Annotated in this window: 25 protein-coding genes; 18 read left to right on the forward strand and 7 right to left on the reverse strand. The window is 49.6% G+C overall.

The window, feature by feature from the left end:
• Positions 1-12: 12 nt before the first annotated feature.
• Both hemJ and ACFO3I_RS09135 read right to left on the reverse strand, forming a co-directional pair.
• A complete protein-coding gene (hemJ, locus tag ACFO3I_RS09130) occupies positions 13-438 on the reverse strand; it encodes a protoporphyrinogen oxidase HemJ (RefSeq protein ID WP_377333562.1) in 426 nt (141 codons plus the stop codon).
• Positions 435-2129: a chloride channel protein gene (locus tag ACFO3I_RS09135; RefSeq protein ID WP_377333564.1), complete on the reverse strand. Its 1695-nt coding sequence runs from the start codon at positions 2127-2129 to the stop codon at positions 435-437. The genes hemJ and ACFO3I_RS09135 overlap by 4 nt, the downstream gene beginning before the upstream one ends.
• 57 nt (positions 2130-2186) lie before the next feature.
• Here ACFO3I_RS09135 and ACFO3I_RS09140 point away from each other — a divergent pair, with 57 nt between their 5' ends.
• The 3 genes from ACFO3I_RS09140 to ACFO3I_RS09150 all read left to right on the forward strand — a co-directional run bounded on the left by ACFO3I_RS09140 (position 2187) and on the right by ACFO3I_RS09150 (position 3845).
• Entirely contained in the window at positions 2187-2912 is a 726-nt protein-coding gene (locus tag ACFO3I_RS09140) for a DUF6776 family protein (RefSeq protein WP_377333566.1), read from the forward strand.
• Between the two features lie 48 nt (positions 2913-2960).
• Entirely contained in the window at positions 2961-3302 is a 342-nt protein-coding gene (erpA, locus tag ACFO3I_RS09145; protein ID WP_337843046.1) for an iron-sulfur cluster insertion protein ErpA, read from the forward strand.
• Between the two features lie 183 nt (positions 3303-3485).
• Positions 3486-3845: a helix-turn-helix domain-containing protein gene (locus ACFO3I_RS09150; protein WP_377333568.1), complete on the forward strand. Its 360-nt coding sequence runs from the start codon at positions 3486-3488 to the stop codon at positions 3843-3845.
• Positions 3846-3874: 29 nt separating this feature from the next.
• On the opposite strand, the gene ACFO3I_RS09155 is transcribed toward ACFO3I_RS09150, so the two are convergent.
• The 5 genes from ACFO3I_RS09155 to ACFO3I_RS09175 all read right to left on the reverse strand — a co-directional run bounded on the left by ACFO3I_RS09155 (position 3875) and on the right by ACFO3I_RS09175 (position 7935).
• Positions 3875-5206 (reverse strand): AmpG family muropeptide MFS transporter, encoded by a 1332-nt coding sequence (locus tag ACFO3I_RS09155; protein ID WP_377333570.1) that lies wholly within the window; start codon positions 5204-5206, stop codon positions 3875-3877.
• 45 nt (positions 5207-5251) lie between these two features.
• Entirely contained in the window at positions 5252-5572 is a 321-nt protein-coding gene (locus tag ACFO3I_RS09160) for a hypothetical protein (RefSeq protein WP_377333572.1), read from the reverse strand.
• Positions 5573-5637: 65 nt separating this feature from the next.
• A complete protein-coding gene (locus ACFO3I_RS09165; protein WP_377333574.1) occupies positions 5638-6237 on the reverse strand; it encodes a peptidylprolyl isomerase in 600 nt (199 codons plus the stop codon).
• A gap of 4 nt (positions 6238-6241) precedes the next feature.
• Entirely contained in the window at positions 6242-6796 is a 555-nt protein-coding gene (locus ACFO3I_RS09170; protein ID WP_377333575.1) for a YajG family lipoprotein, read from the reverse strand.
• A 2-nt stretch (positions 6797-6798) separates the two neighbouring features.
• Entirely contained in the window at positions 6799-7935 is a 1137-nt protein-coding gene (locus ACFO3I_RS09175) for a methyltransferase (protein WP_377333577.1), read from the reverse strand.
• Between the two features lie 32 nt (positions 7936-7967).
• On the opposite strand from ACFO3I_RS09175, the gene ACFO3I_RS09180 reads away from it, so the two are divergent.
• The 15 genes from ACFO3I_RS09180 (at position 7968) to ACFO3I_RS09250 (ending at position 24105) form a co-directional block, all read left to right on the forward strand.
• Complete coding sequence (locus ACFO3I_RS09180) at positions 7968-8591, forward strand: alpha-ketoglutarate-dependent dioxygenase AlkB family protein (RefSeq protein ID WP_377333579.1); 624 nt, start codon at positions 7968-7970, stop codon at positions 8589-8591.
• Between the two features lie 112 nt (positions 8592-8703).
• A complete protein-coding gene (locus ACFO3I_RS09185) occupies positions 8704-9042 on the forward strand; it encodes a BolA family protein (protein WP_377333581.1) in 339 nt (112 codons plus the stop codon).
• A gap of 173 nt (positions 9043-9215) precedes the next feature.
• Entirely contained in the window at positions 9216-10406 is a 1191-nt protein-coding gene (fabV, locus tag ACFO3I_RS09190; RefSeq protein WP_377333583.1) for an enoyl-ACP reductase FabV, read from the forward strand.
• A 357-nt stretch (positions 10407-10763) separates the two neighbouring features.
• Complete coding sequence (locus ACFO3I_RS09195) at positions 10764-12101, forward strand: Na(+)-translocating NADH-quinone reductase subunit A (RefSeq protein ID WP_377333585.1); 1338 nt, start codon at positions 10764-10766, stop codon at positions 12099-12101.
• Positions 12101-13306, forward strand: a complete 1206-nt coding sequence (locus ACFO3I_RS09200; protein ID WP_377333587.1) for an NADH:ubiquinone reductase (Na(+)-transporting) subunit B — start codon at positions 12101-12103, stop codon at positions 13304-13306. Before ACFO3I_RS09195 ends, ACFO3I_RS09200 begins: the two co-directional genes overlap by 1 nt.
• The gene (locus ACFO3I_RS09205) at positions 13299-14084 is read left to right on the forward strand and encodes a Na(+)-translocating NADH-quinone reductase subunit C (RefSeq protein WP_377333589.1); all 786 of its coding nucleotides are present in this window, start codon (positions 13299-13301) and stop codon (positions 14082-14084) included. The genes ACFO3I_RS09200 and ACFO3I_RS09205 overlap by 8 nt, the downstream gene beginning before the upstream one ends.
• On the forward strand, positions 14077-14703 hold the full coding sequence (locus ACFO3I_RS09210) for an NADH:ubiquinone reductase (Na(+)-transporting) subunit D (protein ID WP_377333591.1): 627 nt from the start codon (positions 14077-14079) through the stop codon (positions 14701-14703). The genes ACFO3I_RS09205 and ACFO3I_RS09210 overlap by 8 nt, the downstream gene beginning before the upstream one ends.
• 11 nt (positions 14704-14714) lie before the next feature.
• Entirely contained in the window at positions 14715-15323 is a 609-nt protein-coding gene (gene nqrE / locus ACFO3I_RS09215; protein WP_377333592.1) for an NADH:ubiquinone reductase (Na(+)-transporting) subunit E, read from the forward strand.
• A 25-nt stretch (positions 15324-15348) separates the two neighbouring features.
• On the forward strand, positions 15349-16575 hold the full coding sequence (gene nqrF, locus ACFO3I_RS09220) for an NADH:ubiquinone reductase (Na(+)-transporting) subunit F (protein WP_377333594.1): 1227 nt from the start codon (positions 15349-15351) through the stop codon (positions 16573-16575).
• 146 nt (positions 16576-16721) lie between these two features.
• Complete coding sequence (gene nqrM / locus ACFO3I_RS09225; protein WP_377333596.1) at positions 16722-16934, forward strand: (Na+)-NQR maturation NqrM; 213 nt, start codon at positions 16722-16724, stop codon at positions 16932-16934.
• A gap of 92 nt (positions 16935-17026) precedes the next feature.
• Positions 17027-18571, forward strand: a complete 1545-nt coding sequence (locus ACFO3I_RS09230; RefSeq protein ID WP_377333598.1) for a M17 family metallopeptidase — start codon at positions 17027-17029, stop codon at positions 18569-18571.
• Positions 18572-18680: 109 nt separating this feature from the next.
• Positions 18681-19979: an NCS2 family permease gene (locus tag ACFO3I_RS09235; protein WP_377333600.1), complete on the forward strand. Its 1299-nt coding sequence runs from the start codon at positions 18681-18683 to the stop codon at positions 19977-19979.
• A 167-nt stretch (positions 19980-20146) separates the two neighbouring features.
• Positions 20147-22813 (forward strand): hybrid sensor histidine kinase/response regulator, encoded by a 2667-nt coding sequence (locus tag ACFO3I_RS09240; protein WP_377333602.1) that lies wholly within the window; start codon positions 20147-20149, stop codon positions 22811-22813.
• Positions 22806-23231, forward strand: coding sequence for an HIT domain-containing protein (locus tag ACFO3I_RS09245; protein WP_377333604.1), 426 nt, complete (start codon positions 22806-22808; stop codon positions 23229-23231). Before ACFO3I_RS09240 ends, ACFO3I_RS09245 begins: the two co-directional genes overlap by 8 nt.
• Before the next feature lie 34 nt (positions 23232-23265).
• Positions 23266-24105 (forward strand): HDOD domain-containing protein, encoded by an 840-nt coding sequence (locus tag ACFO3I_RS09250; RefSeq protein WP_377333605.1) that lies wholly within the window; start codon positions 23266-23268, stop codon positions 24103-24105.
• Positions 24106-24141: the final 36 nt, after the last annotated feature.

A 24141-nucleotide genomic window follows, 5' to 3' on the forward strand; every position in this document is an offset into this window, starting at 1 on the left:
GGCACTGAGATTTTAGGGTTTCACTACGGCCAGGATCACCACGGCAAACAGGATCAGAACCGGCAGCTCGTTAAAAATTCGGTAGAAACGCGCGCTGCGACGGTTGTTGCCCTTACGAAAATCAGCAAGCAGCTTGAAGCAATAACCATGGTACAGATAGAGCAGACTGACCAGCACCAGCTTCAGATGCAGCCAATGGCTGGCGGCGAACCAGACTTTGCCATACAAATGCACCAGAGCTACCCCAAATATTAAAGTCAACACGGCAAAAGGCGTGACAAAATACAGCAGCCGCCGTTCCATCACCTGCAACTGCGCATCCACATCGGCACTGTTGCTTTGGGCGTGGTAGACAAAAAGCCGGGGTAGATAAAAGATGCCGGCAAACCAGCACACCATAAAAATAATGTGGAAAGCTTTTAGCCATAACAGGGTCATATCAGATTATTCTCTTTCGTCAGTAAAGCCCGAACTTGTTCCCAGCGGATAATACCAAGTAAAGCTCCAGGTTGTTGCGGGTCATAAATAGCGACTAAGCCGCCTTTTTGCTCATCCAGTACTGCATGTACATCGGCCATAGTAGCCTGATGGTCGAGTCGTTGCACTGTATCGCGTTTTAACGCGGTTTGTTCTGTCATCGCTGTGGTCAGATCGTAGTCCAGCCAGTCCAGTCCCTCTGCACTTTGTACCAGCAACAGTTGCTGTGGCTCTTTTTGATCCAGCACGGCCTGAATATCTTGTTCGCTGGCGTTGTGCAGTAGCAGATAGTTCTTATCCAGCATGGCCAGCACACCGACTTTTTGCAGCACGTCGTCAGCAGGCGCCAGTTTGTAGGGCAATTGCTGCAGTTCCAGTTGCAGCACAAATATCGATTTGTTTTTAAACAACTGCACTGTGGTGACATAGGCGCAAATAATGACCAACATGGCCGGAACTATTATGTCCGGATTGTACGACAGCTCCATCACCGCGACTAAAGCCGCCAGAGGCGCATGTAAAGTGGCGGCCATAAAACCAGCCATACCCAATGCGCCATAAGTACCGGCAAACTCTGGCGCGTCGGCCAGCCAGGCGGGCAGCATCGACATAATAGTGCCAATCAGTATGCCAATACCAAACACCGGACCTACAGCACCGCCAGGCACCGCCAGGCCAACGGCCACCACGGTCAGTAAAAACTTCGCCAGTAAAATACTAAGCAGCAACCAGAATTGATCGGATGCGGTGACTGAATAAAAAATTGCCCCTGTTTCCGCCCCTAAGGCTTGTGGAATGACGTGCCCGACGGCCGCGGTTAATGCTGCGGCGACCAGCAGCTTAATTGCCAGGTGCCAGTTTTTACTGAATTTGAGTAGCCAATAAATGCTTTGATTAAAGCCATAAGCCGCCGCGCCAATGGCCACACCACAGAGCACCAGATAGGGCAAATGCCAGCCGCTGATACTGGTGATCTGCAGTGCGGCTAAGTCGTTGCCAATACCAAAGACGCCCCGGCTGAGCAGGGCGCCGACTACGGCAGACAGCATTACAGGAATAAACACATGGATACGGTACTCACGCAGCACCACTTCCATCACAAAAATAACGGCCGCCAGCGGTGTGTTAAAGGATGCAGAAATGGCCGCTGCAATACCGCAACCCGCCAGTATACGAATGCTGTTGTATGGCAGCTGCAGGTAATGGCCAAGCTGGCCAGCAGCATAAGCGCCCAAATGCACCGACGGGCCTTCGCGGCCAACCGAAAACCCGCTGGACAACGCGATAATGCCGCCAAAAAACTGGTAACAGGTGTTTCGGAACGGCAGCACCCCGTAACGGGTTTTTACCCGGTGAATCACATACGCAATACCTAAGCGATAATGAGCCATGCCAATCAGCATCACCATCAGGCTGATCAGCACTGCGGCTGCAAAAGGTAAGATCCAGCGATACTCTGCAGCGATGCCGGCGAAATCATCTGTTCTGTCCAGATAGAAACTTTGGATGCCGATAATGGTCAGACGGAACAGCAGGATCAATAATGCCGCCGCCACGCCCGCAACCACAGCCAACAGACACAATTGCACTGAGGTCAGAGGAAATGCCAGCCTGAGGCGTAATTTTGCTTGCCAGTCTCTGGGTAATAACATGGTATGATTTGGTGTTCGGACCTGTGCCAAGTGTAACATAACTTATTGAGTAGTTTGATGAATCGAGTGCAGTTGTTATTTTGGCTTCGCAGCCATTGGCGTCAGTTACTGGTCACTTTAGGCTTGTTGGGGCTGGCCTGGTGGGCCGGCCAGATGTTTGGCAATTATTATTACCTGCAACAGGTGAATCTGCTGTCATCCCGATTGGAGGAAATGCAGCAACGTAGTAATAAACTGACGACTGAATTAAATGAGCGCCTGAAACAGAATGATTACCTGACGGCAGAGCTTGCCGTTGAAAAAAGTGCTTCTCAGTTGTTGCAAAAAGAGCTGAAAAGCGAGCAGCAGAAGCTGTTTGACAACCGCAAGGAGCTGGCGTTTTACCAGCGTATTATGTCGCCAGAACCGCAGGACAGCGGGGTGTTGATTGACAGTTTTACGATCAGCAATGGGGCTGCTCCCGGTAATTATCGTTTTAACCTGGTGTTGATCCAGCAGGACCAACAACGAAAATTTGCCAAAGGCACGCTGGAGTTAACCGTCAATGGCCGTCAGCTCGACAAAAAAGCCAGCCAGGATTTGCTGAAACTGGCCGGTTTCGGTAAAAGCGACAAAGCCTATAGTTTTAAATACTTTCAGATCATTGAAGGGGAGTTCAGTCTGCCTGAAGGCTTTAATGCCGAGAAGGTGGAGGTACAGCTGAAAGTGGCTGGCAGCCGCAACAACCGCATTGAAAAAAGCTTTTTCTGGCCCAATAACCAGTCCGGTGAAATACTTGAATAAATTAGTCAGGTATTAGATAATCCGCGCCCAGTTTTAACCGGAGGTTTTATGTCTGAGTTACAGGTTCCAATTCAGTTTACAGATGCTGCTGCAAACAAAGTGCTGGCGTTGGTCACAGAAGAGGAAAATCCGGAGCTAAAACTGCGGGTTTATATTACAGGGGGGGGCTGTTCTGGTTTCCAGTATGGTTTTACCTTTGACGAAAAGGTCAATGATGGTGATCTGGTTGTTGAGAAAAACGGCGTTGTGATGGTGGTAGACCCAATGAGTCTGCAGTATTTGATGGGCGGCACTGTCGATTACACTGAAGGCCTGTCTGGCAGCCGCTTTATCGTGCAAAACCCAAATGCGACCACGACCTGTGGTTGTGGTTCCAGCTTCTCTGTTTGATTGTTTAAGGCAGCGTGTCTGTGCATGACATGCTGCACCTTCCTGCTCTAGTTCCCTAATCCATATATTCGCTTTGTTCCCCTCCGCGAATAGTGTTGAGTTGTCGTTTAAATGACGAAAAACAGCGACAAGTAGCGGGTTTTTTCCGCTCTGACCTGTACGCTCTGTTGAAGCTATGATTTAATGAAAGAGCTTTATTTTTTGCTTATTGGGGTTTCCCTTAAGCTTTTGGATTTTTATTTGGCAGGAAGTTTAAGCAGTAAAACAAGGCGTACTTATGCGCCAGGAGAACAACAAATGAAAGGCACGAAAAGTGTAATCTCTGACGAGAACAAAAAGCTTTGTGTATGGTTAAAACGGCAGCGCCAGGAGAAAGGACACACGATGCGCAGCCTGTCGGAAATTCTTGGAACTCCTCACTCTTTTATCGGCAAGGTAGAAAATCAGGAACGTCGCCTGGACGTCATTGAATATGTGCGTTATTGCCACGCACTGGAAATTGATCCAATGGAAGGGTTAAAACAAGTGCTGGCAGACGCCTGATACTTGTTTACAATCCGAGAAAATGCCGCTTATTGCGGCGTTTTTTTTATCAGCCACAAGCAGAGTAAAATGGCCGGTAATCCCATCAATGCGGTCAGCATAAAGAAGCGGTCGTAATCCAGCACTTCCACCCAGCCGCCGGAAAAACCTCCAAGGAATTTGGGTAGCAACAACATCAGTGAGCTGAACAAGGCATATTGAGTGGCTGTGTACTGCAAGTTGACCAAGGACGACAGATAAGCAATAAAGGCGCTGGTCGCAATACCCGCACTTAGGTTATCCATCGAGATCACACCAATCAGCAAATTAAGTTGATGGCCTTGGGTGCTTAAATAACTGAACAGTAAGTTGGTTAACGCACTGAGTACGGCGCCAAGTAACAGGATGCGCAAAATGCCAAAACTGTTGATCAGAACGCCGCCGACTGCTGCGCCAACCAGGGTCATAATCACGCCAAAGACTTTCGAGACACTGGCTACTTCTTCTTTACTAAAGCCCATATCGACGTAAAACACATTGGCCATTACCCCCATCACTACGTCGGTAATACGGTAGCTGGCGATCAGGCTTAAGATCAGCAAGGCATTCCAGCCATTGCGACGGAAAAAGTCGAGGAATGGACCGATAATGGCGGTGTTAAGCCACTCTTGTAGCCGCGCTGTTCGGGCTGAAACTGAGGCTTCTACTTCAGAGGATTGCACCTGGGGTTCTGGTGACAATAAGGTATTAAGTAGAGCCAGCAGCATAAAGCCAGCCATCACCAGATAGGTGGACTGCCAGGCAGTGAGTTGATAATTCTGCTGGTGACCGCCAAACCAGGCAGCAAGCCATAAGGTACCTGCTGACGAAAAGATCATCGCCAGGCGGTAGCCCGCCAGGTAAGAAGCAGCCAAAGCTGCCTGCTGTTTACCTGGGGCGCTTTCAATCCGGTAAGCGTCAATAGCAATGTCCTGTGTTGCGGAGGCGATTGCCAGTGCAATGGCATAAGCAGCCATCAGGTGCAGCTGCTGCTGTGGGTCAGTACTGGCCATTGCCATAATGGCCACAATGATGATGCACTGAGATGCCGCCAACCAGCTACGACGGCGGCCAAGTTTGTTTAGAAATGGCAGCGCGCAATGGTCGACTAACGGCGACCAGAACAATTTAATGGCGTAGGCCATAACTACCCAACTGAAATAGCCGATCTGCTCGCGTGATACTCCGGCTTCCCGCAGCCAGAAGGACAACACACCAAACACCAGCATCAAAGGCAAACCGCTGCTGAAACCGAGAATAAACACAGTCAGTACTGAGCGTTGGGCATAGAGTTCAAACGCGGAACGGATGGAGGACAGCAGAGACAAAGCAGGCACCAGCATCAGGAAATTGCCGTTCAGCTTACCTGTTCGGTAAAGAAGGTCAAGTCAGGGCCGAACTCCGACACAACTAAGTGGCAGCTCACCATGGCCATACAGAAAGCCAAGACAGTACTGCAGTTCGCGCCGCAGCAGCTTGTTATGGCGAAGCTCGGGTTCAGACCAATATTCAATCTGATACAGAAGATGCCAGAACACTTGTTCCTTAAAGCTTTCAGGGCGCAGGTCATAAACACGCAATTGCGACCATTCTTCCAGCGTATCCCAGACAAATAAATGCAATTCCCGGTAGGGGAGGTGGCCGCGTAAAAAACGAGAGAGGTAGAATACCAGCTGGCGGGATTTTAAATCGATAAAGCGACTGAGCATAAGACAAGCCCTCAGTGGAGCCGGCCCCTGCCAACTCCATTGCCTGAAAGCAAGTATAGACGGCTTTAAGCTTCAGGCAGCAACACTACCTGTTTCAGCAGAATTGGTTGCTTCGGCACATTTTGCCAGCCAGTCACAGGGTCGGTGTGGGTTTCCATGGTCTTGATGACTTCAAGGACTTCAAAGCCTTCCTGAATTTGACCAAATACGGTGTAACCCCAGCCACGGCCTGGGTCCAGGCTGGTATTGTCATTCAGGTTAAAAAAGAACTGACTGGTTGCACTGTGCGGATCGTTTTGTCTGGCCATTGCAATGCTGCCGAACTGGTTTTTCAGGCCATTGCCGGATTCATTAAAGATGGGCTTAAATTCTTCAATTTGTGCCATGGTCTGCTTATAGCCGCCGCCCTGAACCACAAAGTCCGGCTCCAGCCGGTGAAAAATCGTGTTGTCGTACGCTTTAATACTGACGTAACTCAGAAAGTTGTTCACCGCAATGGGGGCCCGGATCCGATCCAGTTCTACAGTGATTATCCCTGCAGAGGTAATCAACCGGACTTTAGGAAACAGATTGTTCGGTTGCATGTATTGGCCTTTCGGCGCTTCGGCCGCTTGTACCGCCGTAAGGCCAAGTACAGTCAGGCAGATGACAATAAACTTACGCATCGCTTTATCCCTTGGCGTAGCTGTGCCAGCTTTGATCTTTCAACAACTCAGCCAAAACCTGTTCAGTCAACACCCGGAGTTTGCCTTCAGCCACTGCCGTATCGAGCTTGAACGGGCCAGAAAAGCTGCTTTTTCCGGCGTAGGCCTTATCAAAAGAGCCCGCGCTGTTTTCAATAATAAGTTTGAGTTCGACATCATTCTTCACCAGATGCTCGACAGTGCGCTGATCGGCGTCTGCATTCAGACGGATGATTTGCACTGTGATGCTGGTTGGTGAACTGGAAACCACTTGTGCGCCTTGCGCCTGAAAAGCGTTGGTTAAGGATATTTCCAGTGTTTCCGCCAGATTGTTGCTGGTTGGGCGAGAATTGACTTTGGCACCGTCGCGTAAAAACAGCGTCTGATCACTGTTGCGTTGGTCGACCACCTGCAAGCTAAATTCCGCACCTTTAAGCTCATTGCTCTGGTTCCAGAATACCTGAGGTGACACGATAAATGACGACGAAGTGTTGCTACAGGCAGTTAAGCCAAGGCACAAAGCCAAAAGCAGATAGCGCATAGTTAGTTCCTTTTTATAGCTTCAAGAATGACAAATTTCGGGTTGCCAGCGACGATCCTGCAATGGCCAAAGCTTTGTTTCAGATGGACATAATAGGGCAAATGACGGTTGGCAACCACCCGAAGTCGACCTCCAGATTTCAGGCAACGTTTGGCGTCTTTGAACATCTGCAGCGCAATATGTTCAGTCACGGCCTGTTGTTGGTGGAAAGGCGGGTTACAGATGACCCAATCCAGGCTTTTATCTGGCTGTTGACTCATACAATCATCCACCCGGAATTCTGCCTGAGAGGCCACTAATTCAGGGTTGGCTGCTAAGCTGGCCTTTGCAGAGGCGATAGCCTGGTACGAGTCGTCAAAAAACACCAACTGAGCATGAGGTTGCTGGCGCATGAGTTCAAGCCCCAGCACACCGTTACCGCAGCCCAGATCGGCCACTAACGCGTTTTCCGTGACAGGCAAGTGTTCCAGCAAAAAACGGGCACCAATATCCAGTTGTTCGCGGGAAAATACCGCGGCGTAATTAATTAAATTGAGCTGGCTTTCTGCTGCTTGCCACTGTGACGGTGCAGACAACTCCCGAACCTGCCCTTGCCATTGGCAACGCAGGTAACGGCACTTTTTATGTTGCAACGACGCTTCAACCGGGCCTAATTCCTGCCGGAAAATATCCAGTAAATTCTGATGCAGGTCTTTTGCTTTACCGGCGGCCAAAATCACGGTCTGTGGGTGAATCACCTGGCTGAGTTTCTGTAACAAAAATCGCAGATAACTATGTTGCTGAGGGATTTTCAGCAACACCAGATCCGGCTTGTCCGGCCAGGTCAGCATACTGTCTTGCCACCGCGCAACCTGCGCAGAAAGTTGGTTCTGCGCTCTATTGTAAGCCATTGCCTGCTCACTGATGTAAGAGTCGCCAATGCTGATATGAGACCGCTCTCCCAGTGCACAGGACAAAGCACCAAAAGCATCGTTCAGCACCAGCACTGAGCTGTTGGTTTTTTGCTGCAGTACAGACAGGCCCTGTTCAATCAATAGCTCGTCAGCGGCATCCCAGGCCTGTAAACTGCGGTTCTTTTGTTCCAGAGGCCAGCGTTGCAGCTGAAGCTCGATACCGGCGCAGGAAAAATTTATGGTCATGCTGAATCATTCATAACAAAAGGAGCTCTATTTTGACAGAAGGCCCATGTGCCGACAACGGTCAGTCCTGTCAGGAGTTGGCTTTACCTGATGCTCAACTGCAGTATTGGCCCGAATGGCTGAATGCAAAAGACGCCGCATTTTATTTTCAGCAGTTGCTGGATGAACTGGAGTGGCAACAACCCGAATTGCGTCTTTACGGGCGGTCTGTACCCATTCCCCGACGTCAGGTCTGGATGGGTGATGCTCATTGTAGCTATCGCTATTCTGGAGTGTCATTTGAGCCTGTGCCCTGGCATCCGCTGGTGAAGCAACTGACTGAGAAACTTAACCAGCAAACCGGGCACGAATTTAACGCGGTGCTGCTCAACTGGTATGCCAATGGTGAAGACCATATGGGCTGGCATTCGGATGATGAACCAGAGCTCGGGCAATCTCCTCAAATTGCCTCGGTTAGCCTTGGCGAGGCGCGTTGGTTCGAGCTGCGCCATCAACGGCTAGGGATGCAGCTGAAGCTGATGTTACAGCATGGATCCCTACTGCTGATGGCCGGTGACTGCCAGCACTTTTGGCAGCATAGGGTCGGAAAAATGGCCAAAGCGCAGCATGGACGAATTAATCTGACTTTTCGGAAAATGATAAAAATTGCAAAGTAAATATATTTTCTTAGTCGCAGCATAGGCTTAGCAGTATTTACTGCGGAGCAGAGCTGACAACACAGATGCCCTTAACTAGAGTGAAGAAGAGGAGCAATCAAGGAGACGAGCTATGTTGGTTCATACGTTAATAGAACAGAAGTTATTGCACGCTTTTGATCCTGTGTTCCTGGATGTCGTGAATGAAAGCCATATGCACAGTGTCGGGCCCGGCGCAGAATCTCATTTCAAAGTGGTGATTGTCACCCCTGCGTTTGAAGGTCAGCGGCTGTTGCAGCGGCATCGTGCGGTGAACGCCGTGGTGGCAGAAGAGTTGGCTGAAAAAATCCATGCGTTAGCGCTGCATACCTATACACCCAGTGAGTGGTATGAGTACTACGCAGAGAAACCGCCAGCCTCGCCAAAATGCCTTGGTGGCAGTAAAAGAGACAAGTTACCGGTCACAGACTAGGGCGCCAGCAGGCGCCTTTTTTTCTATCAGCAGCCAGGCATTATTTTCTTCAGCATTTAGCCGTTCACTACTTTATTTGAGGGGAAGCTGCAGGTATCTTCTCTGATCAGACCTGTTTTTCAGGTTAACGGCTTAAACTAGCTGGCAATTTTCAACCACGAATAGGTTTAGTTATGGTTATTCAACCTAAGATCCGCGGCTTTATCTGTACCAATGCTCATCCTGTGGGTTGTGCTGAACACGTCAAAGAACAAATCGACTACGTCAAAAAACAAGGTGTTGTCAGCCAAGGTCCAAAAAATGTGCTGGTGATCGGAGCTTCAACAGGTTACGGCCTTGCTTCCCGCATCAGTGCGGCTTTTGGTTCGGGTGCCGCCACTTTGGGCATCTTTTTTGAAAAAGAGCCAACAGAAGGTAAAACAGCCTCTGCGGGCTGGTACAACACAGTTGCGTTTGAGCAAGCCGCTTCAGAAGCTGGGTTATGGAACAAGCATATCAACGGTGACGCCTTTACTGATGAACTGAAATCTCAGGCCATTGATCTGATCCGTCGTGAGATGGGTAAAATTGATTTAGTGGTGTACAGCCTGGCTGCGCCTCGCCGAAAAGACCCGGTATCAGGTGAAGTTTACAGCTCAGTGTTAAAACCTATTGGTCAGTCGTACACGGCGAAAACCCTTAATACCAGCAAACGCGAAATTGAGGACGTGTCGGTAGAGCCTGCCAATGATCTGGAGATTTTTAACACGGTCAAAGTGATGGGTGGCGAAGACTGGGAGCGTTGGCTGGACCAGCTGCAAGCCGCAGGTGTGCTGGCTGAGGGTTGTCAGACGGTTGCATATACCTACATTGGTAAAGAATTAACCTGGCCAATTTATGGTAAAGCCACGATAGGTCGGGCCAAAGAAGATCTGGACAGAGCGGCCGCGGCTATTACCAGCAAGTTGGACGGACTGAAAGGCCATGCTTATGTTGCTTCGCTAAAAGCGTTGGTCACTCAGGCGAGCTCTGCGATTCCTATTATGCCGCTTTATATTTCATTGCTGTATCGGGTGATGAAAGAGCAGGGCAGCCATGAAGGCTGTATCGAGCAGATTTATGGTTTATTCACTCAGTGCCTGTATAACAGCCAGCGTCAACTGGATGAAGCTGGCCGTTTGCGGATGGACGGCAAAGAGCTGGCGGATGATATTCAGACTGCAGTGAAAAATCTCTGGGGTCAGGTAACTACAGAAAGCATTGATAGCCTGACGGATTACAAAGGCTACCATAATGAGTTCTTGCGGCTGTTTGGCTTTGGTTACAGCCATGTTGACTATAACGCGGACGTGGACGCGTTATTGGCATTGAAGAACTTGGTTTGATAAAAGGCCGCAGTAATGCGGCTTTTTTTTGCGTGTCTGACCTGAGATCTGAGCAAAGATGCCGAGATGTTTTTTGAGCAATGCAGGATTAAAACTAAAGTTGAATTGCATCTTTGGTCGCTTCAGAGGCAAAGCCAATAAAGTTGACTACACTAGGTTTCGGTCGGCCGAAATGCCTGAATAATTTGTTGATTAACATAGATAGACCGCGGCAATAGTGCTAGAATCCGCGACTTTGGTACGTGTGTCCTAATGGTGGGATTGTCGCACAGTCATCACTGTTACAGGATGCGCTGCGAAGGCAAGCAGCCGAAAAACCAGGCCCAGTTTCTTTCCGTTAAAGTAGTGCAAGTACGTATGATAAAAATCAAAAAAGGATTGGACATTCCCCTCGCGGGCAGTCCTAAACAAGAAATCCATGATGGTCCGTCCATCAAACATGTCGCTGTACTTGGCGAAGAGTATGTCGGTATGCGTCCCACAATGCTGGTTGAGGTTGGGGATCGCGTGAAAAAAGGTCAGGCGCTTTTCGAAGACAAGAAAAACCCTGGCGTTTTATTTACCGCAGCTGTCGCCGGTACAGTAAAAGAGATCAACCGTGGTGCCAAACGTGTACTGCAATCGGTGGTGATTGAAGCCGACGGCGATGACGCCATTAGCTTTGACCAATACGATGCAGCTCAGCTGGCTAACCTGACTGCAGAACAGGTTCGTAAGAACTTGCAACAGTCTGGTTTGTGGGCAGCTCTGCGCACCCGTCCTTTCAGCGCTGTCCCAGCGGTTGACAGTGAAGCCCGTGCTATTTTCGTCACTGCGATGGATACCAATCCATTGGCTGCTGATCCGGCACTGATCATTGCCCGCCGTACAGAAGACTTCAGTCGTGGTCTGACTGTGCTGTCAAAACTGAGCAGCAAAGTCTATCTGTGTAAAAAAGCCGGTAGCTCAGTCCCGTCAGTGCCTGCTGTTGACGTGGCCGAATTTGACGGTCCGCATCCAGCTGGTTTAGTCGGTACCCATATTCACTTCCTTGATGCTGCCAGTTACACCAAAGTGGTGTGGCACATCGGCTACCAGGATGTTATTGCGATTGGTCACTTGTTTGCCACTGGTCAGCTGGATAGCAGCCGCGTGGTGTCTTTAGGTGGTCCGGTCGTGAAGAACCCGCGTTTAATCAGCACTGTGCTTGGCGCTTCATTAGCTGAACTGACCCAAGGTGAACTGGCTGAAGGTCAGAACCGTGTGATTTCAGGTTCAGTATTGTCTGGGGCCAAAGCGATGGGCGTGCACGGTTACATTGGCCGTTACCACGTTCAGGTGTCTGTGCTGGCTGAAGGGTATGAAAAAGAATTTATCGGCTGGGCTATGCCTGGTTCAGACAAATTCTCTATTACCCGCGCTTATTTAGCTCATTTAAATCCAAAACGGCTGTTCAACATGACAACCACCACCAACGGCTCAGACCGTGCCATGGTACCAATCGGTAACTATGAGCGTGTGATGCCATTGGATATTCTGCCGACGCTGCTGTTACGCGACCTGCTGGTTGGTGATGTGGACGAGGCAGTCGCCTTGGGTTGTTTGGAACTGGATGAAGAAGACCTGGCTCTGTGCAGCTTCGTCTGCCCTGGCAAATACGACTATGCCACAGCACTGCGTAGCTGCCTGACCAGCATCCAGAAGGAAGGCATATAATGAGTCTGAAGCATTTTTTAGAATCTATTGAGCCGCAGTTTGAAAAAGGCGGCAAATACGAGAAGTGGTATGCCCTGTATGAAGCGGTGGCTACTATTCTGTATACCCCGGGTCTGGTAAACAAAACCGGTACTCACGTACGTGACAGTATCGACCTGAAACGGATCATGATTTTCGTTTGGTTAATGTTATTCCCTGCACTGTTCTTCGGTATGTTCAATATCGGTCATCAGTCCGTTCTGGCACTGCAGGCTGGTTTTGGTATGCCGGATACCTGGCAGGTCGGGTTATTCCAGGCATTCGGTGGGGAACTCTCTGCTGATTCTGGCTGGGGCAGCAAAATGTGGTATGGCGCCTGCTGGTTCCTGCCCATTTATGCCACAGTGTTCCTGGTCGGCGGCTTCTGGGAAGTTCTGTTTGCGTCTATCCGCAAGCACGAAGTAAACGAAGGCTTCTTTGTTACTTCTATTCTGTTTGCACTAATCCTGCCTGCTTCTATTCCGCTTTGGCAAGCTGCTTTAGGTATTACCTTTGGTGTGGTTGTCGCGAAGGAAGTGTTTGGTGGCACTGGTCGTAACTTCTTAAACCCAGCTCTGGCTGGCCGTGCTTTCCTGTTCTTTGCTTACCCGGCTCAGATCTCTGGGGACAAAGTATGGACTGTGGCTGATGGTTATGCAGGTGCAACCTGGTTATCCAACGCGGCCAATGGTCAGGTTTCTGATTGGTCACTGAATGCACAGTGGTGGGACGCTTTCTACGGTTTTATCCCAGGTTCTGTCGGTGAAACCTCTTTCCTGGCACTGATGATTGGTGGCCTGGCGCTTATTTACTTCCGTATTGCTTCATGGCGCATTGTTGCTGGTGTGATGATGGGTACTATCGTCTTTGCAACCATGTTTAACCTGATCGGTTCTGCAACTAACCCGATGTTTGCAATGCCTTGGTACTGGCATATCGTGTTAGGTGGATTCGCCATCGGTATGTTCTTTATGGCAACTGACCCAGTTTCCGCGTCTTTTACCGACAAAGGTAAATGGGCATACGGCATTCTGATTGGCTTTATGGTTGTGATGATCCGTGTGGTGAACCCTGCCTATCCTGAGGGCATGATGTTGGCGATTCTGTTCGCTAACCTGTTTGCTCCTTTATTCGATTACATGGTTGCTCAGGCGAACATCAAACGGAGGCTTGCTCGTAATGTCTAGCAATAACGATTCTATCGGCAAAACCTTTTTTGTTGTGATTGCCCTGTGTCTGGTTTGCGCTATTTTTGTAGCGACTGCAGCTGTACAGCTGCGTCCGAAACAAGCCGAAAATAAGGTACTGGATTCGCAGAAAAACATTCTGGTCGCAACAGGCCTGTTGTCTGGCACTAATGTCAAAGAGCTGTACAGCAAACATATTCAGGAACGTTATGTGGACCTGAATACCGGTGAATTTGTGGAAAAGCCAGCTGGTTATGAATACCGCAAAGCGATGAAAGACCCAGCCAGCAGTGTGAAGCTGGATGGTGCTGATGACCTTGCGTCTATTAAGTCGCGCGCCAATATCGCTCCTGTGTACTTTGCTTATAACAACGGTGTTGAATCGGGCGAACTGTCAGCCATTGTTCTGCCTATCCATGGCTATGGCTTATGGTCAACCATGCATGCGTTTCTGGCGTTAGACAAAGACGGCAATACCATTAAGGGTCTTAACTACTACGAACACGGCGAAACTCCGGGGTTAGGTGGTGAAGTTCAGAATCCAAAATGGGTTGCTCAATTTGTCGGTAAGAAACTGTTAGATGATGCAGGCCAGCCTGCGATCAAAGTACTGAAACCAGGTAATGCAAACCCAGCTTCAGCTTCTGAAGTGGATGGTTTATCTGGTGCCACTCTGACCAGTAACGGCGTGCAACATACTTTTGATTTCTGGACTGGTGCCAAGGGCTTTGCCCCATTCCTGGCGAAAGTTCGTGATGGAGCATTAAACAATGGCTAGTGCAAAAGAAATTAAGACCTTAGTCTTTGGTCCGGTTTTTGCGAACAACCCAATTGCCTTACAGGTTCTCGGTATTTGTTCAGCTCTGGCCGTAACCACTAAATTGGATAAAGCCTTAGTTATGGGTATTGCCCTGACTTTGGTAACAGCTTTCTCCAGCATGTTTATCTCTATGATCCGTAATCACATTCCTTCGAGTGTGCGGATTATCGTGCAGATGACCATTATTGCTTCATTGGTCATTGTTGTTGATCAGGTCCTGAAAGCCTTTGCTTACAACGTGGCGAAAGAGCTGTCAGTTTTCGTTGGTCTGATTATCACCAACTGTATCGTGATGGGCCGTGCCGAAGCTTATGCCATGAAGAGTCCTCCACTGATGAGCTTCCTGGACGGTATAGGTAACGGTTTAGGCTACACAGTGTTATTGCTGATCGTTGCCTTTATTCGTGAACTGTTCGGTTCAGGTACTGTGTTCGGTGTAGAGATCCTGCCTTTGATCAGTGCTGGTGGCTGGTATCAGCCAATGGGTCTGTTGTTGATGCCTCCAAGTGCATTCTTCATCATCGGCCTGTTTATCTGGGTTCTGCGGACATTCCGCCCTGAACAGCAAGAGAAGTAAGAGGGGCTGACATGGAACATTATTTAAGTTTATTCGTTCGCGCTGTCTTCATTGACAACCTGGCGTTATCTTTCTTCTTGGGGATGTGTACCTTTATTGCCGTCTCTAAGCAGATTAAAACGGCTTTCAGCTTAGGTATTGCGGTAACCTTCGTACTGGCACTGTCAGTACCAGTCAACCAACTGGTATATCACAATCTGCTGGCACCTGGTGCTTTAACCTGGGCGGGTTTACCAGAAGCCGATTTAAGCTTCCTTGGTTTCATTACTTATATCGGTGTCATCGCTGCATTAGTACAGATTGTTGAGATGTTCCTCGACAAGTACGTGCCAGCGCTTTACAACGCCTTAGGGATTTTCTTACCACTGATCACAGTAAACTGTGCAATTTTCGGTGCTGTGGCCTTTATGGTTGAGCGTGATTATGCCTTCGGTGAAAGTGTGGTGTTTGGTTTAGGTAGCGGTATTGGCTGGACTATGGCTATTACCCTGATGGCAGCTGTCAGTGAAAAACTGAAGTATGCAGATATCCCTGCGGGTCTGCGTGGTTTGGGTTCACGTTTTATCATGGTAGGCCTGATGGGATTGGGTTTTATGTCCTTCTCTGGCGTATCGCTGTAAGTAATTGCTGTAAAAGGAAAGATCAATGCAAGAGATATATCTTGGCGTTGGAATGTTCACCCTGCTGGTTGTTGCCCTGGTTATCATGATCCTGGCAGCCAAAGCCAAACTGGTTTCTGCAGGTGACATTACCATCAACATTAATGGTGATCCGAGTCTGGCGCTCAAAACCAAAGCCGGCGGCAAATTACTTGGCGCTCTGGCCGACAGAGGTATCTTCCTGTCATCAGCCTGTGGTGGTGGCGGTTCATGCGGTCAATGCCGTGTGCACGTCCATGCTGGCGGTGGCGATGTATTACCTGTTGAAATGGGTCACCTGAACAAAGGCGAACGCCGTGAAGGTTGCCGTCTGGCCTGTCAGGTCAGTGTAAAGACCGACATGGACATCGAAGTGGAACCGGAAATATTCGGTATCAAGAAGTGGGCTTGTACTGTTATTTCTAACGATAACAAAGCCACTTTTATTAAAGAACTGAAGCTGGGTATTCCGGATGGTGAATCGGTTCCGTTCCGTGCTGGTGGCTATATTCAGATCGAGGCCCCTGCTCATCATGTGAAGTATGCGGATTACGATATTCCTGAACAATACCGTGGTGACTGGGAACGCTTTAAATTCTTCACTCTGGAATCGAAAGTGGATGAGCCGACTATTCGTGCTTACTCTATGGCCAACTATCCGGAAGAAGAAGGCATTATCATGCTGAACGTGCGTATTGCTACGCCGCCGCCAAACAACCTGACCCTGCCGTGCGGCAAGATGTCTTCGTACATCTGGAGCTTGAAAGCAGGTGATAAAGTGACTATTTCTGGTCCATTTGGTGAATTCTTCGCCAAAGACACTGAAGCTGAAATGGTGTTTATCGGTGGTGGTGCTGGTATGGCGCCAATGCGTTCACATATTTTCGACCAGCTGCGTCGTCTGAAATCAAAACGTAAGATCACCTTCTGGTACGGTGCCCGTTCCAAACGTGAAATGTTCTACGTGGAAGATTTCGACATGTTGCAAGCTGAAAACGAAAACTTCCAGTGGCATGTGGCCTTGTCCGATCCTCAACCTGAAGATAACTGGACTGGTTACACCGGCTTCATTCACAACGTGATTTATGAGAATTACCTGAAGAACCATAAAGCTCCGGAAGATTGTGAGTTCTATATGTGTGGTCCTCCAATGATGAACAAAGCCGTGATCAATATGCTGAAAGATTTAGGCGTAGAAGACGACAACATTTTGTTGGACGACTTCGGCGGTTAAGCCAAAGCAACTTGCAAAAGCCAGCCTCGAGCTGGCTTTTGTTTTATGTGCCAGAGCTATCACTTTCGATACTGGCAATTGCGGCAGATCAGCAGGCTCAACTGTGCTACACTGCCGCCAGTTATTTAATTCCCTTCAGGTGTGGTATGGAAGTTTATATTCTGACTTTTGTGGTGCTGCTGGTCGTTATCCTTGCGATGGCAGTGGGTTATATACTGCAACAAAAAACCATAGCAGGTAGCTGTGGTGGCTTAGGCGCTTTAGGGATAGAAAAAGCCTGTGACTGTGATACGCCGTGTGAGCGCCGCAAAGAACGCTTACGCAAAGAACAGCAGTGGCAGCAGAATAAAATTATCTGACACTGAGCAGGTTTTCTGGTTTGAACAAAGCCTTCGGTGTTGTTTTAAATGGCCTGCCTTTGCAGGTCTTTTTATTCACAGGGTAAATCAATATGGCATTTCCAATTTCAGTGGCGGTTGCCGATCTGACCGCTGCACTTTCTGACCCGCGTTGGGACGCATTGCTGATCGTGGCTGAAGACTTTACTGCATTGCCTTCAGCTTCGTTACAGGCCGCCGTCTCTCAGTTTCAACAAATTGACCAACGTATTGGCAAAGAAGCTGTGCTCTGCCTGACGGAGGTTGCTCCTGGGCAGCGACTGATCCTCAGTGCGACGGGGCCGTTGAACCGTGACTATGACGATGTCCGTGCTTTTGCCGACGCCGCGAAACAAGGGATCAGCCAGGCGAAATCTGCAGGCGCCCGTTCGCCGTTATTGCTGGTGTTGGCTCCGCAGAGCCCTGTATATCAGCAAGCTAAAGCGGTTGCTTACTTAGGTGCATGTCAGGCGCTGTGGCAGCCTCTGGAAGGTCGTGAAGCCTTGGGTGAAACCAAGGTCGAGCCTGTGCAACAAGTAGGTGTGGTCGGCATTAGTGATGCAGATGCAGACTACCTGAATGCTGTCGAAGCTGGTAAACGTCTGGCCCGTGACTTATGTGGAACCGAACCAGAGCGGATGGCGCCCCGTCGTTTTGCTGACTATTGCACAGAGGCTTTTGCTGGCACTCCGGTCTCTGTCAGTGTGGAACGGGATGTGATGAAGCTGAACCAGGACTACCCGTTACTGATGGCGGTCGCCCGTTGTTCACTGCAGGTTGAGCGGCATAAACCGGCCGTTATCCGGCTGGAATACCAGGGTGATGGCCCGGTGGAGCAAACTTTGCTTTTTGCAGGCAAAGGTCTGGTGTATGACACAGGTGGCGCTGACCTGAAAACAGGTGGCGCTATGGCTGGTATGAGCCGCGACAAAGGCGGTGCCGCTGCTGTAGCTGGTTTCTTAAAAACTGTGGCCTTATTGAAGCCAAAAGGCCTGAAAGTGATCGCGGAAATTGGTGCTGTGCGTAACAGCATCGGTGCGGATGCCTTTGTACCGGATGAAATTATCCAAAGCCATGCCGGTGTGCGGGTACGCATTGGCAACACAGACGCTGAAGGCCGTTTGGTACTGGCCGATTTGTTGTCTCATTTACGTGAGGATGCGAAATCAGCAGTCAATCCGGTGCTGTATTCTATTGCCACCTTAACCGGCCATGCGGCCCGGGCGGTTGGTCCTTACAGTGCTTTGGTTGAAAACGGGGTTGCCCGTCAACAGCAGTTATCTGCACAGTTGGCTGAGCTGGGGGATCTGTGGGCGGATCCAAGTGAAATTTCACGCAGTCGCCGCGAAGACTTCAGCTTTATTAAAGGGCGGAGTTGTGCCGATGACATTTTAAGCTGTAACAATGCGCCGTCTTCTGTGACACCTCGAGGTCATCAGTTCCCGATGGCATTTTTGGTGGCGGCCGCAGGTTTAGACCAGCATGCGCTGGCCAGCGAAACGCCTTTACCCTACTGCCATATTGATATCGCTGGCAGCGGTGTGGATGGTGGTGACTGGCAACACAGCAAACCCTCTGCGGCGCCAGTGCAGGCCCTCGCTGCGTTGTACTGCCGCTAAACACAACCTGCAAAAACCCGGAGCTCAGCTTCGGGTTTTGTCTTTCTGTTACAGCAGCTACTCCGCAGGCTGCTATGCTATAGCCCTCTGAAGATATTGAGAAAGTTAAATGCACACTTTGCTGGATACTTGGTTTCGGATCAGTGAACGCCAAAGCTCTGTGAAAAAGGAGCTGGTAGCGGGACTGACTACCTTTATGGCCATGAGTTACATCCTGTTTGTGAACCCAAGCATGTTGGCACAAACCGGTATGGATGCAGGTGCTGTATTTGTGGCTACGTGCCTGGCAGCCGCATTTGGTTCGGTCTTGATGGGGTTATTGGCAAATCTTCCTGTCGCTTTAGCGCCGGGTATGGGGCTAAATGCATTTTTTACGTACGTGATAGTGCTGGAGCAGGGCTACGCCTGGCAGACGGCATTGGCAGCTGTGTTCTGCTCCGGCGTGTTGTTTTTGTTGCTGAGTATTTTCCGGATCCGTGAATGGATTATTCAAAGCATCCCATTTGCACTGAAGATGGGCATTGCCGCAGGTATTGGCATGTTCCTCGCGCTGATCGCGTTAAAGACAGCGGCAGTGATAGTGGCAAGCCCAGCCACTCTGGTGACATTAGGCGACCTGCATGATCCGAAAGTACTGCTGGCTATCTTGGGCTTTTTTCTGATTTTTGCCTTGGCTCACCGCAAACAACATGCCGCGGTCTTTATCAGTATTGTCCTGATCAGTTTGATTGGTCTGGCTCGCGGTGATACCGAGTTTCATGGAATGCTCTCACTACCACCCAGTCTGGCGCCTACATTGCTTCAACTGGATTTTGCTGCAGCCCTGCAGTGGGCAATGATCCCGGTAATTCTTAGTTTGTTGTTTCTGGACTTGTTTGATACCTCTGGCACCTTGGTGGCTGTCAGCCAAAGAGCTGGCCTGATGAAAGCCAATGGCCAAATTTCTCAGCTGGATAAAGCTTTACTGGCCGACAGCTCGGCTACCATCGCCGGCTCTTTGTTGGGCACCTCAACCACGACCAGCTACGTCGAAAGTACCGCCGGTGTTGCTGCAGGTGGTCGGACCGGCCTGACAGCTGTCGTCACAGGCTTGTGTTTTCTGGCGGCGCTTTGGTTATCGCCGTTAGCGGCTATGGTGCCGCCTTATGCGACAGCCGGCGCTCTGTTTTATGTCGCGACATTAATGCTCAGCAGCCTGCAGCATGTGCACTGGGAGGAGATCACAGAAGCCGTGCCTGTGGTGGTGGTTCTGGTGATGATGCCGCTGACCTTTTCCATTGCCGATGGTATTGGCATGGGCTTTATCAGTTACACAGTGCTTTGTGCCTTAACCGGACGTTGGTCACAAACCAGTATCAGCGTCTGGTTGCTGACCGCCGTTTTTGTCGCAAAATTCGTATTTTCCTAAGGCAAGACTCTTGGGCTGGGTCATATGGAACTGCGAGGCAAAAACAGCCAGGGTTTGTCACCTCAGATGACGACTCTGCAAAGGACTTAATTGCTTGTAGTTCGGTGATGCTCTTTGTATGCTGGTGGTCTTAATTCAGGACAACGGTTGAACAGCCCTAGGTATTCATGAGGTTACGCGAAACATTAGTGGTGTATATGCTGCCAGTGATGGTCGTGCCTTTGTTATTACTTGGGTATTTGTCTTACCACTACAGCAGTCATTACTACGAACAGCAACTCTTTGCTCAAAGCCAAAAACAGCTGAACGCCGCCAGGCAACATTGGTCAGTTGGTTTAAAGCATTATCAGGATGCGCTGGTGTTGTTAAGTCAGCAGCCTGTTGTCAGCCAGTACCTGGCCGGCGATACAAAAAGCGAGCCCGCTGTCATTGACATGTTTGAGCTGTTCCGGGCAATGAATCCCGATATTGCTGGTGTGAAGTTTGTCCGCCTGAATGGGGATTATCAGCTTCGCCTGCCGCTTGATCTGCAACTCAAAGATGCCAACAGGTTACGCAATCAATATTTCTCTTCACTGCAATCGATGATAGGTGACCAAAGCTTTTTCCTGTCGACGGATTATGGCTCGGATCAAATTAATCTGTTTGTTGCGCAAAAGTTGTATCAGAGCCGCTACAGCGGTCATGACATCAAAAAGGTTTGGGGTTACCTGGTTTTGGTGGTCAAACCCAATCTGTTTCGTCAGGTGCTGTTACAGCTGAAATCACCTCATCAGGTGCCGCTCTTTATCAGCAATTCCGCCAATATCGCTTTTGCGGAAAACCCGTTATTGATTGGCAGTGTGTTTGGTCCCGCTAATTTTCAGCAGCTGCAGCAAAGCATAGGCCATTCAGAATATGAACAAAGCCTGCTGCTTGGTCAGCATATGTACGTGACGGGTGTTGGTTTGGATGGTCCTTATCAATTGCTGCTGGGCCTGACTCCAGAGCTGGTGCAGGAGCAGGTGGGTTCAAAGCCGCTGTTGCTGGCCATCTTCAGCCTGTTTTTTATCATCGGGTTGCCGCTGTTTTTCTATTACGTACTGGCCCGGTTTATTTTGACTCCGATACAGCAGCTGACCAATGCGAAAACGACGGTGGGCAGAGGCGATTTAACGGTATTGCTGCCGGTGCAAAAGCAGGATGAGATGGGAGACATGTTTGCGGCTTTTAATGTGATGGTCAGACAGCTGCGGGTGTATCGTGAGCGTGAGCGGGCCTACCAACAGCAGCTGGAAGATAAGGTGATTAGCCGGACCCAGGATTTGGCCAAAGCCAATGTTCAGCTGGAGGAAACCAATCATCAGCTGGTACAAGCCAGGGAAGTCGCAGAACAGGCCAGTCAGCTCAAAAGCGCGTTTTTGGCCAATATGAGCCACGAAATCCGTACCCCGTTGACTGCTATTCTCGGTTTCAGTGAGCAGGCATTGCATGAAGCAGATACACAACGCCAGCGTGACTATCTGCAGCGGGTGCGCAGCAGTGGTGATCATCTGTTGGCGCTTATTAATGATGTGCTGGATCTGTCAAAAATTGAGGCAGATAAGCTGGAGTTACTGACCGAATCCTGTGCGTTAGCCCCTTTGCTGGACGATATTTTCCAGCTGGTTAAGCAACAGGCAGAACAAAAAGGTTTGGAAGCGGAGTTGCAGCTGAACTTCCCGCTGCCTGAACGGCTGAATGTGGATACGCTGAGATTTCGTCAGGTATTGCTGAACCTGACCAGTAATGCCATTAAGTTTACCCGGCAAGGCAAGGTTGTGATGAGTGTCAGTTATTTGTTGCCGCAGGAGCAGCTATCTATCCGGGTGCGGGATACTGGAATAGGCATGACTCAGCAGGAAATGAACCGGCTGTTCCAGCCCTTTGTCCAGGCTGACGCTGCTGTGACCAGGCATTTTGGTGGTAGCGGGCTAGGGCTTTGTATTTCCAAAAGTTTAATGCAACAAATGCATGGTGACATTTTGGTCGAAAGCGTGAAAGGTGTCGGCAGTTGTTTTGAAATACGAATGAACTGCGAGCATATGCATCTGAGTCTGGTGTCTGAGTTCTGTCGGGTCATTGCTGAGGTGCCTGAACCTGAAATTCAGATTGACCTTGGTTCCTTGCGGTTGTTGGTTGCTGAGGATAACCCAGACAATCAGCTGTTGATCCAACTGATGCTACAGAAAATGGGGCTGCAGTGTGAAATCGTTGATAACGGTCATAAAGCGGTAGAGCGCATTTTATCTGAGCATTTCGATTTAGTGTTGATGGATATGCAGATGCCGAAAATGGGCGGCGAAGAAGCTACCATTCTGCTGCGCCATGCGGGCTGCACCATACCGGTGATCGCCCTGACCGCCAATGTGATGGCGGAAGATAAAGCCCGTTATCTGAAGGCAGGCTGTCAGGCAGTATTGGCTAAACCTATTGTGCATCATGACTTTGTCCGGTTGATCCAACAGCTGTCGAACACTACAGTAGTGGATGATTTGCAGCAGTTAAAAAATCAGCTGGAACAAGACCCGGTGATCCTGCAACTCAAACAGCAATTCAGAGAGCAGTTGCCTCAACTGGAACAACAGCTTGAACTATTCTGGACTCAAAAGAATTGGGAACGACTGGAGTACGAAGCGCACAGTATCAAAGGTAGTGCCGGCAGTATGGGTTTCCCTGAACTGACTGAAATAACGGCACAGCTTGAACATGTCTTAAAACAAAAGCAGTTTCAGGAAGCACGTCCATTGCTCGACCTATTACATCATCAGATTGCCAGCATACTGGCGACAACAGGAGCTCCTCAGGATGCCTGACGAATTTATTCTTGCTGCAGAATTGAACAGAGACAGCCTGTGGCTGGCAGACTGGCCTTTGTGCCAGCTCCGGGTGCAGAATGATGTCAATTACCCGTGGTTTGTCCTAGTGCCAAGACAACCGGGGTTAGTCGAAACTATTGATTTATCAGCAGCAGATCAGCAGCAACTTTGGTTCGAAAGTGCACATCTTGCGACGTTTTTACGGGAGCAATTTTCGGCGAAAAAGCTTAATATTGCCGCCCTTGGCAATATGGTTCCTCAACTGCATGTTCACCATATAGTCCGTTATGAAGAGGATCTGGCGTGGCCTGCCCCTGTATGGGGGAAACATCAGGCCAGAGCCTACAATGAAATAGAACTGGCCAGGCTGATGCAGAAACTGGATGGCCTGAATGCACCAGAAAAAAAGTACTGAGTAGTCATCTGAGTCAGTACAGAGGAAATGTGATATGTCGGCTGAAAATGCCCTGCTTACTATTCTGATTGAAAAAATCCGCACGGACTTGTTGGTGTTACCGACCTTACCTGAAATTGCTATACAGGTGCGCCGGACTGCCGATGATGCGCACAGTACGCTGCAAACCATGACGGACGTGATTGGCCAGGATCCGGCACTGGCGGCCCGCATGATCAAAATTGCCAATAGCGCTTTTATGGGACGTTCTATTCGGGTGACGTCACTCAATCAGGCGGTCACCCGCATTGGGTTCAGTCAGGTGAAAAACATTGCTACCGCGATGGCGATGGAGCAACTTTTTATTTCCCAGCATGAACAGATTAAAGAGCGGATGGCTCAGGTATGGAGCGACAGCGTCTATGTCACCAGTGTGGCCATCGCTTGCCTGAAGTTCTATATGGAAAACAACCGCTATTGTGGTTTGAATCTGGATGTGATGACACTGGCTGGCCTGATGCACCAGATTGGCGCTTTGCCTATTCTGACCGAAGCAGAGCGGTATCAGACCGTCTTTGGTGATCCCCGCTTTTTAGATCAGGCATTGGACAGCCTGACGGGGCAAATAGGTGCTGCCATTATGCGGGCCTGGGATTTTGCCGAACCCTATCCGGACATTGTGCAGAATTGGAATAACCCCAGTTATCTGTCGGCAGAAGCCGGTTACATTGATTTTGTCCGCATTGGCGTGATTAGCCGCACTGTGGCTGACGACGGCCAGCGTTTCACGCTGCTGCAGCCTTATGTTGAACGTGGCTTGGTGCCGGATCTGCATTTTATGAAGTTACCGGAAATTGGTGGTGTGTCAGAAGAAATCAAAGCTGTACTCAGCTAAGCGGCACTCATAGTTGAAGTGAATAAAAAAGGAGGC

It is taken from the genome of Rheinheimera marina (assembly GCF_042654345.1).
Classification (GTDB): domain Bacteria; phylum Pseudomonadota; class Gammaproteobacteria; order Enterobacterales; family Alteromonadaceae; genus Pararheinheimera; species Pararheinheimera marina.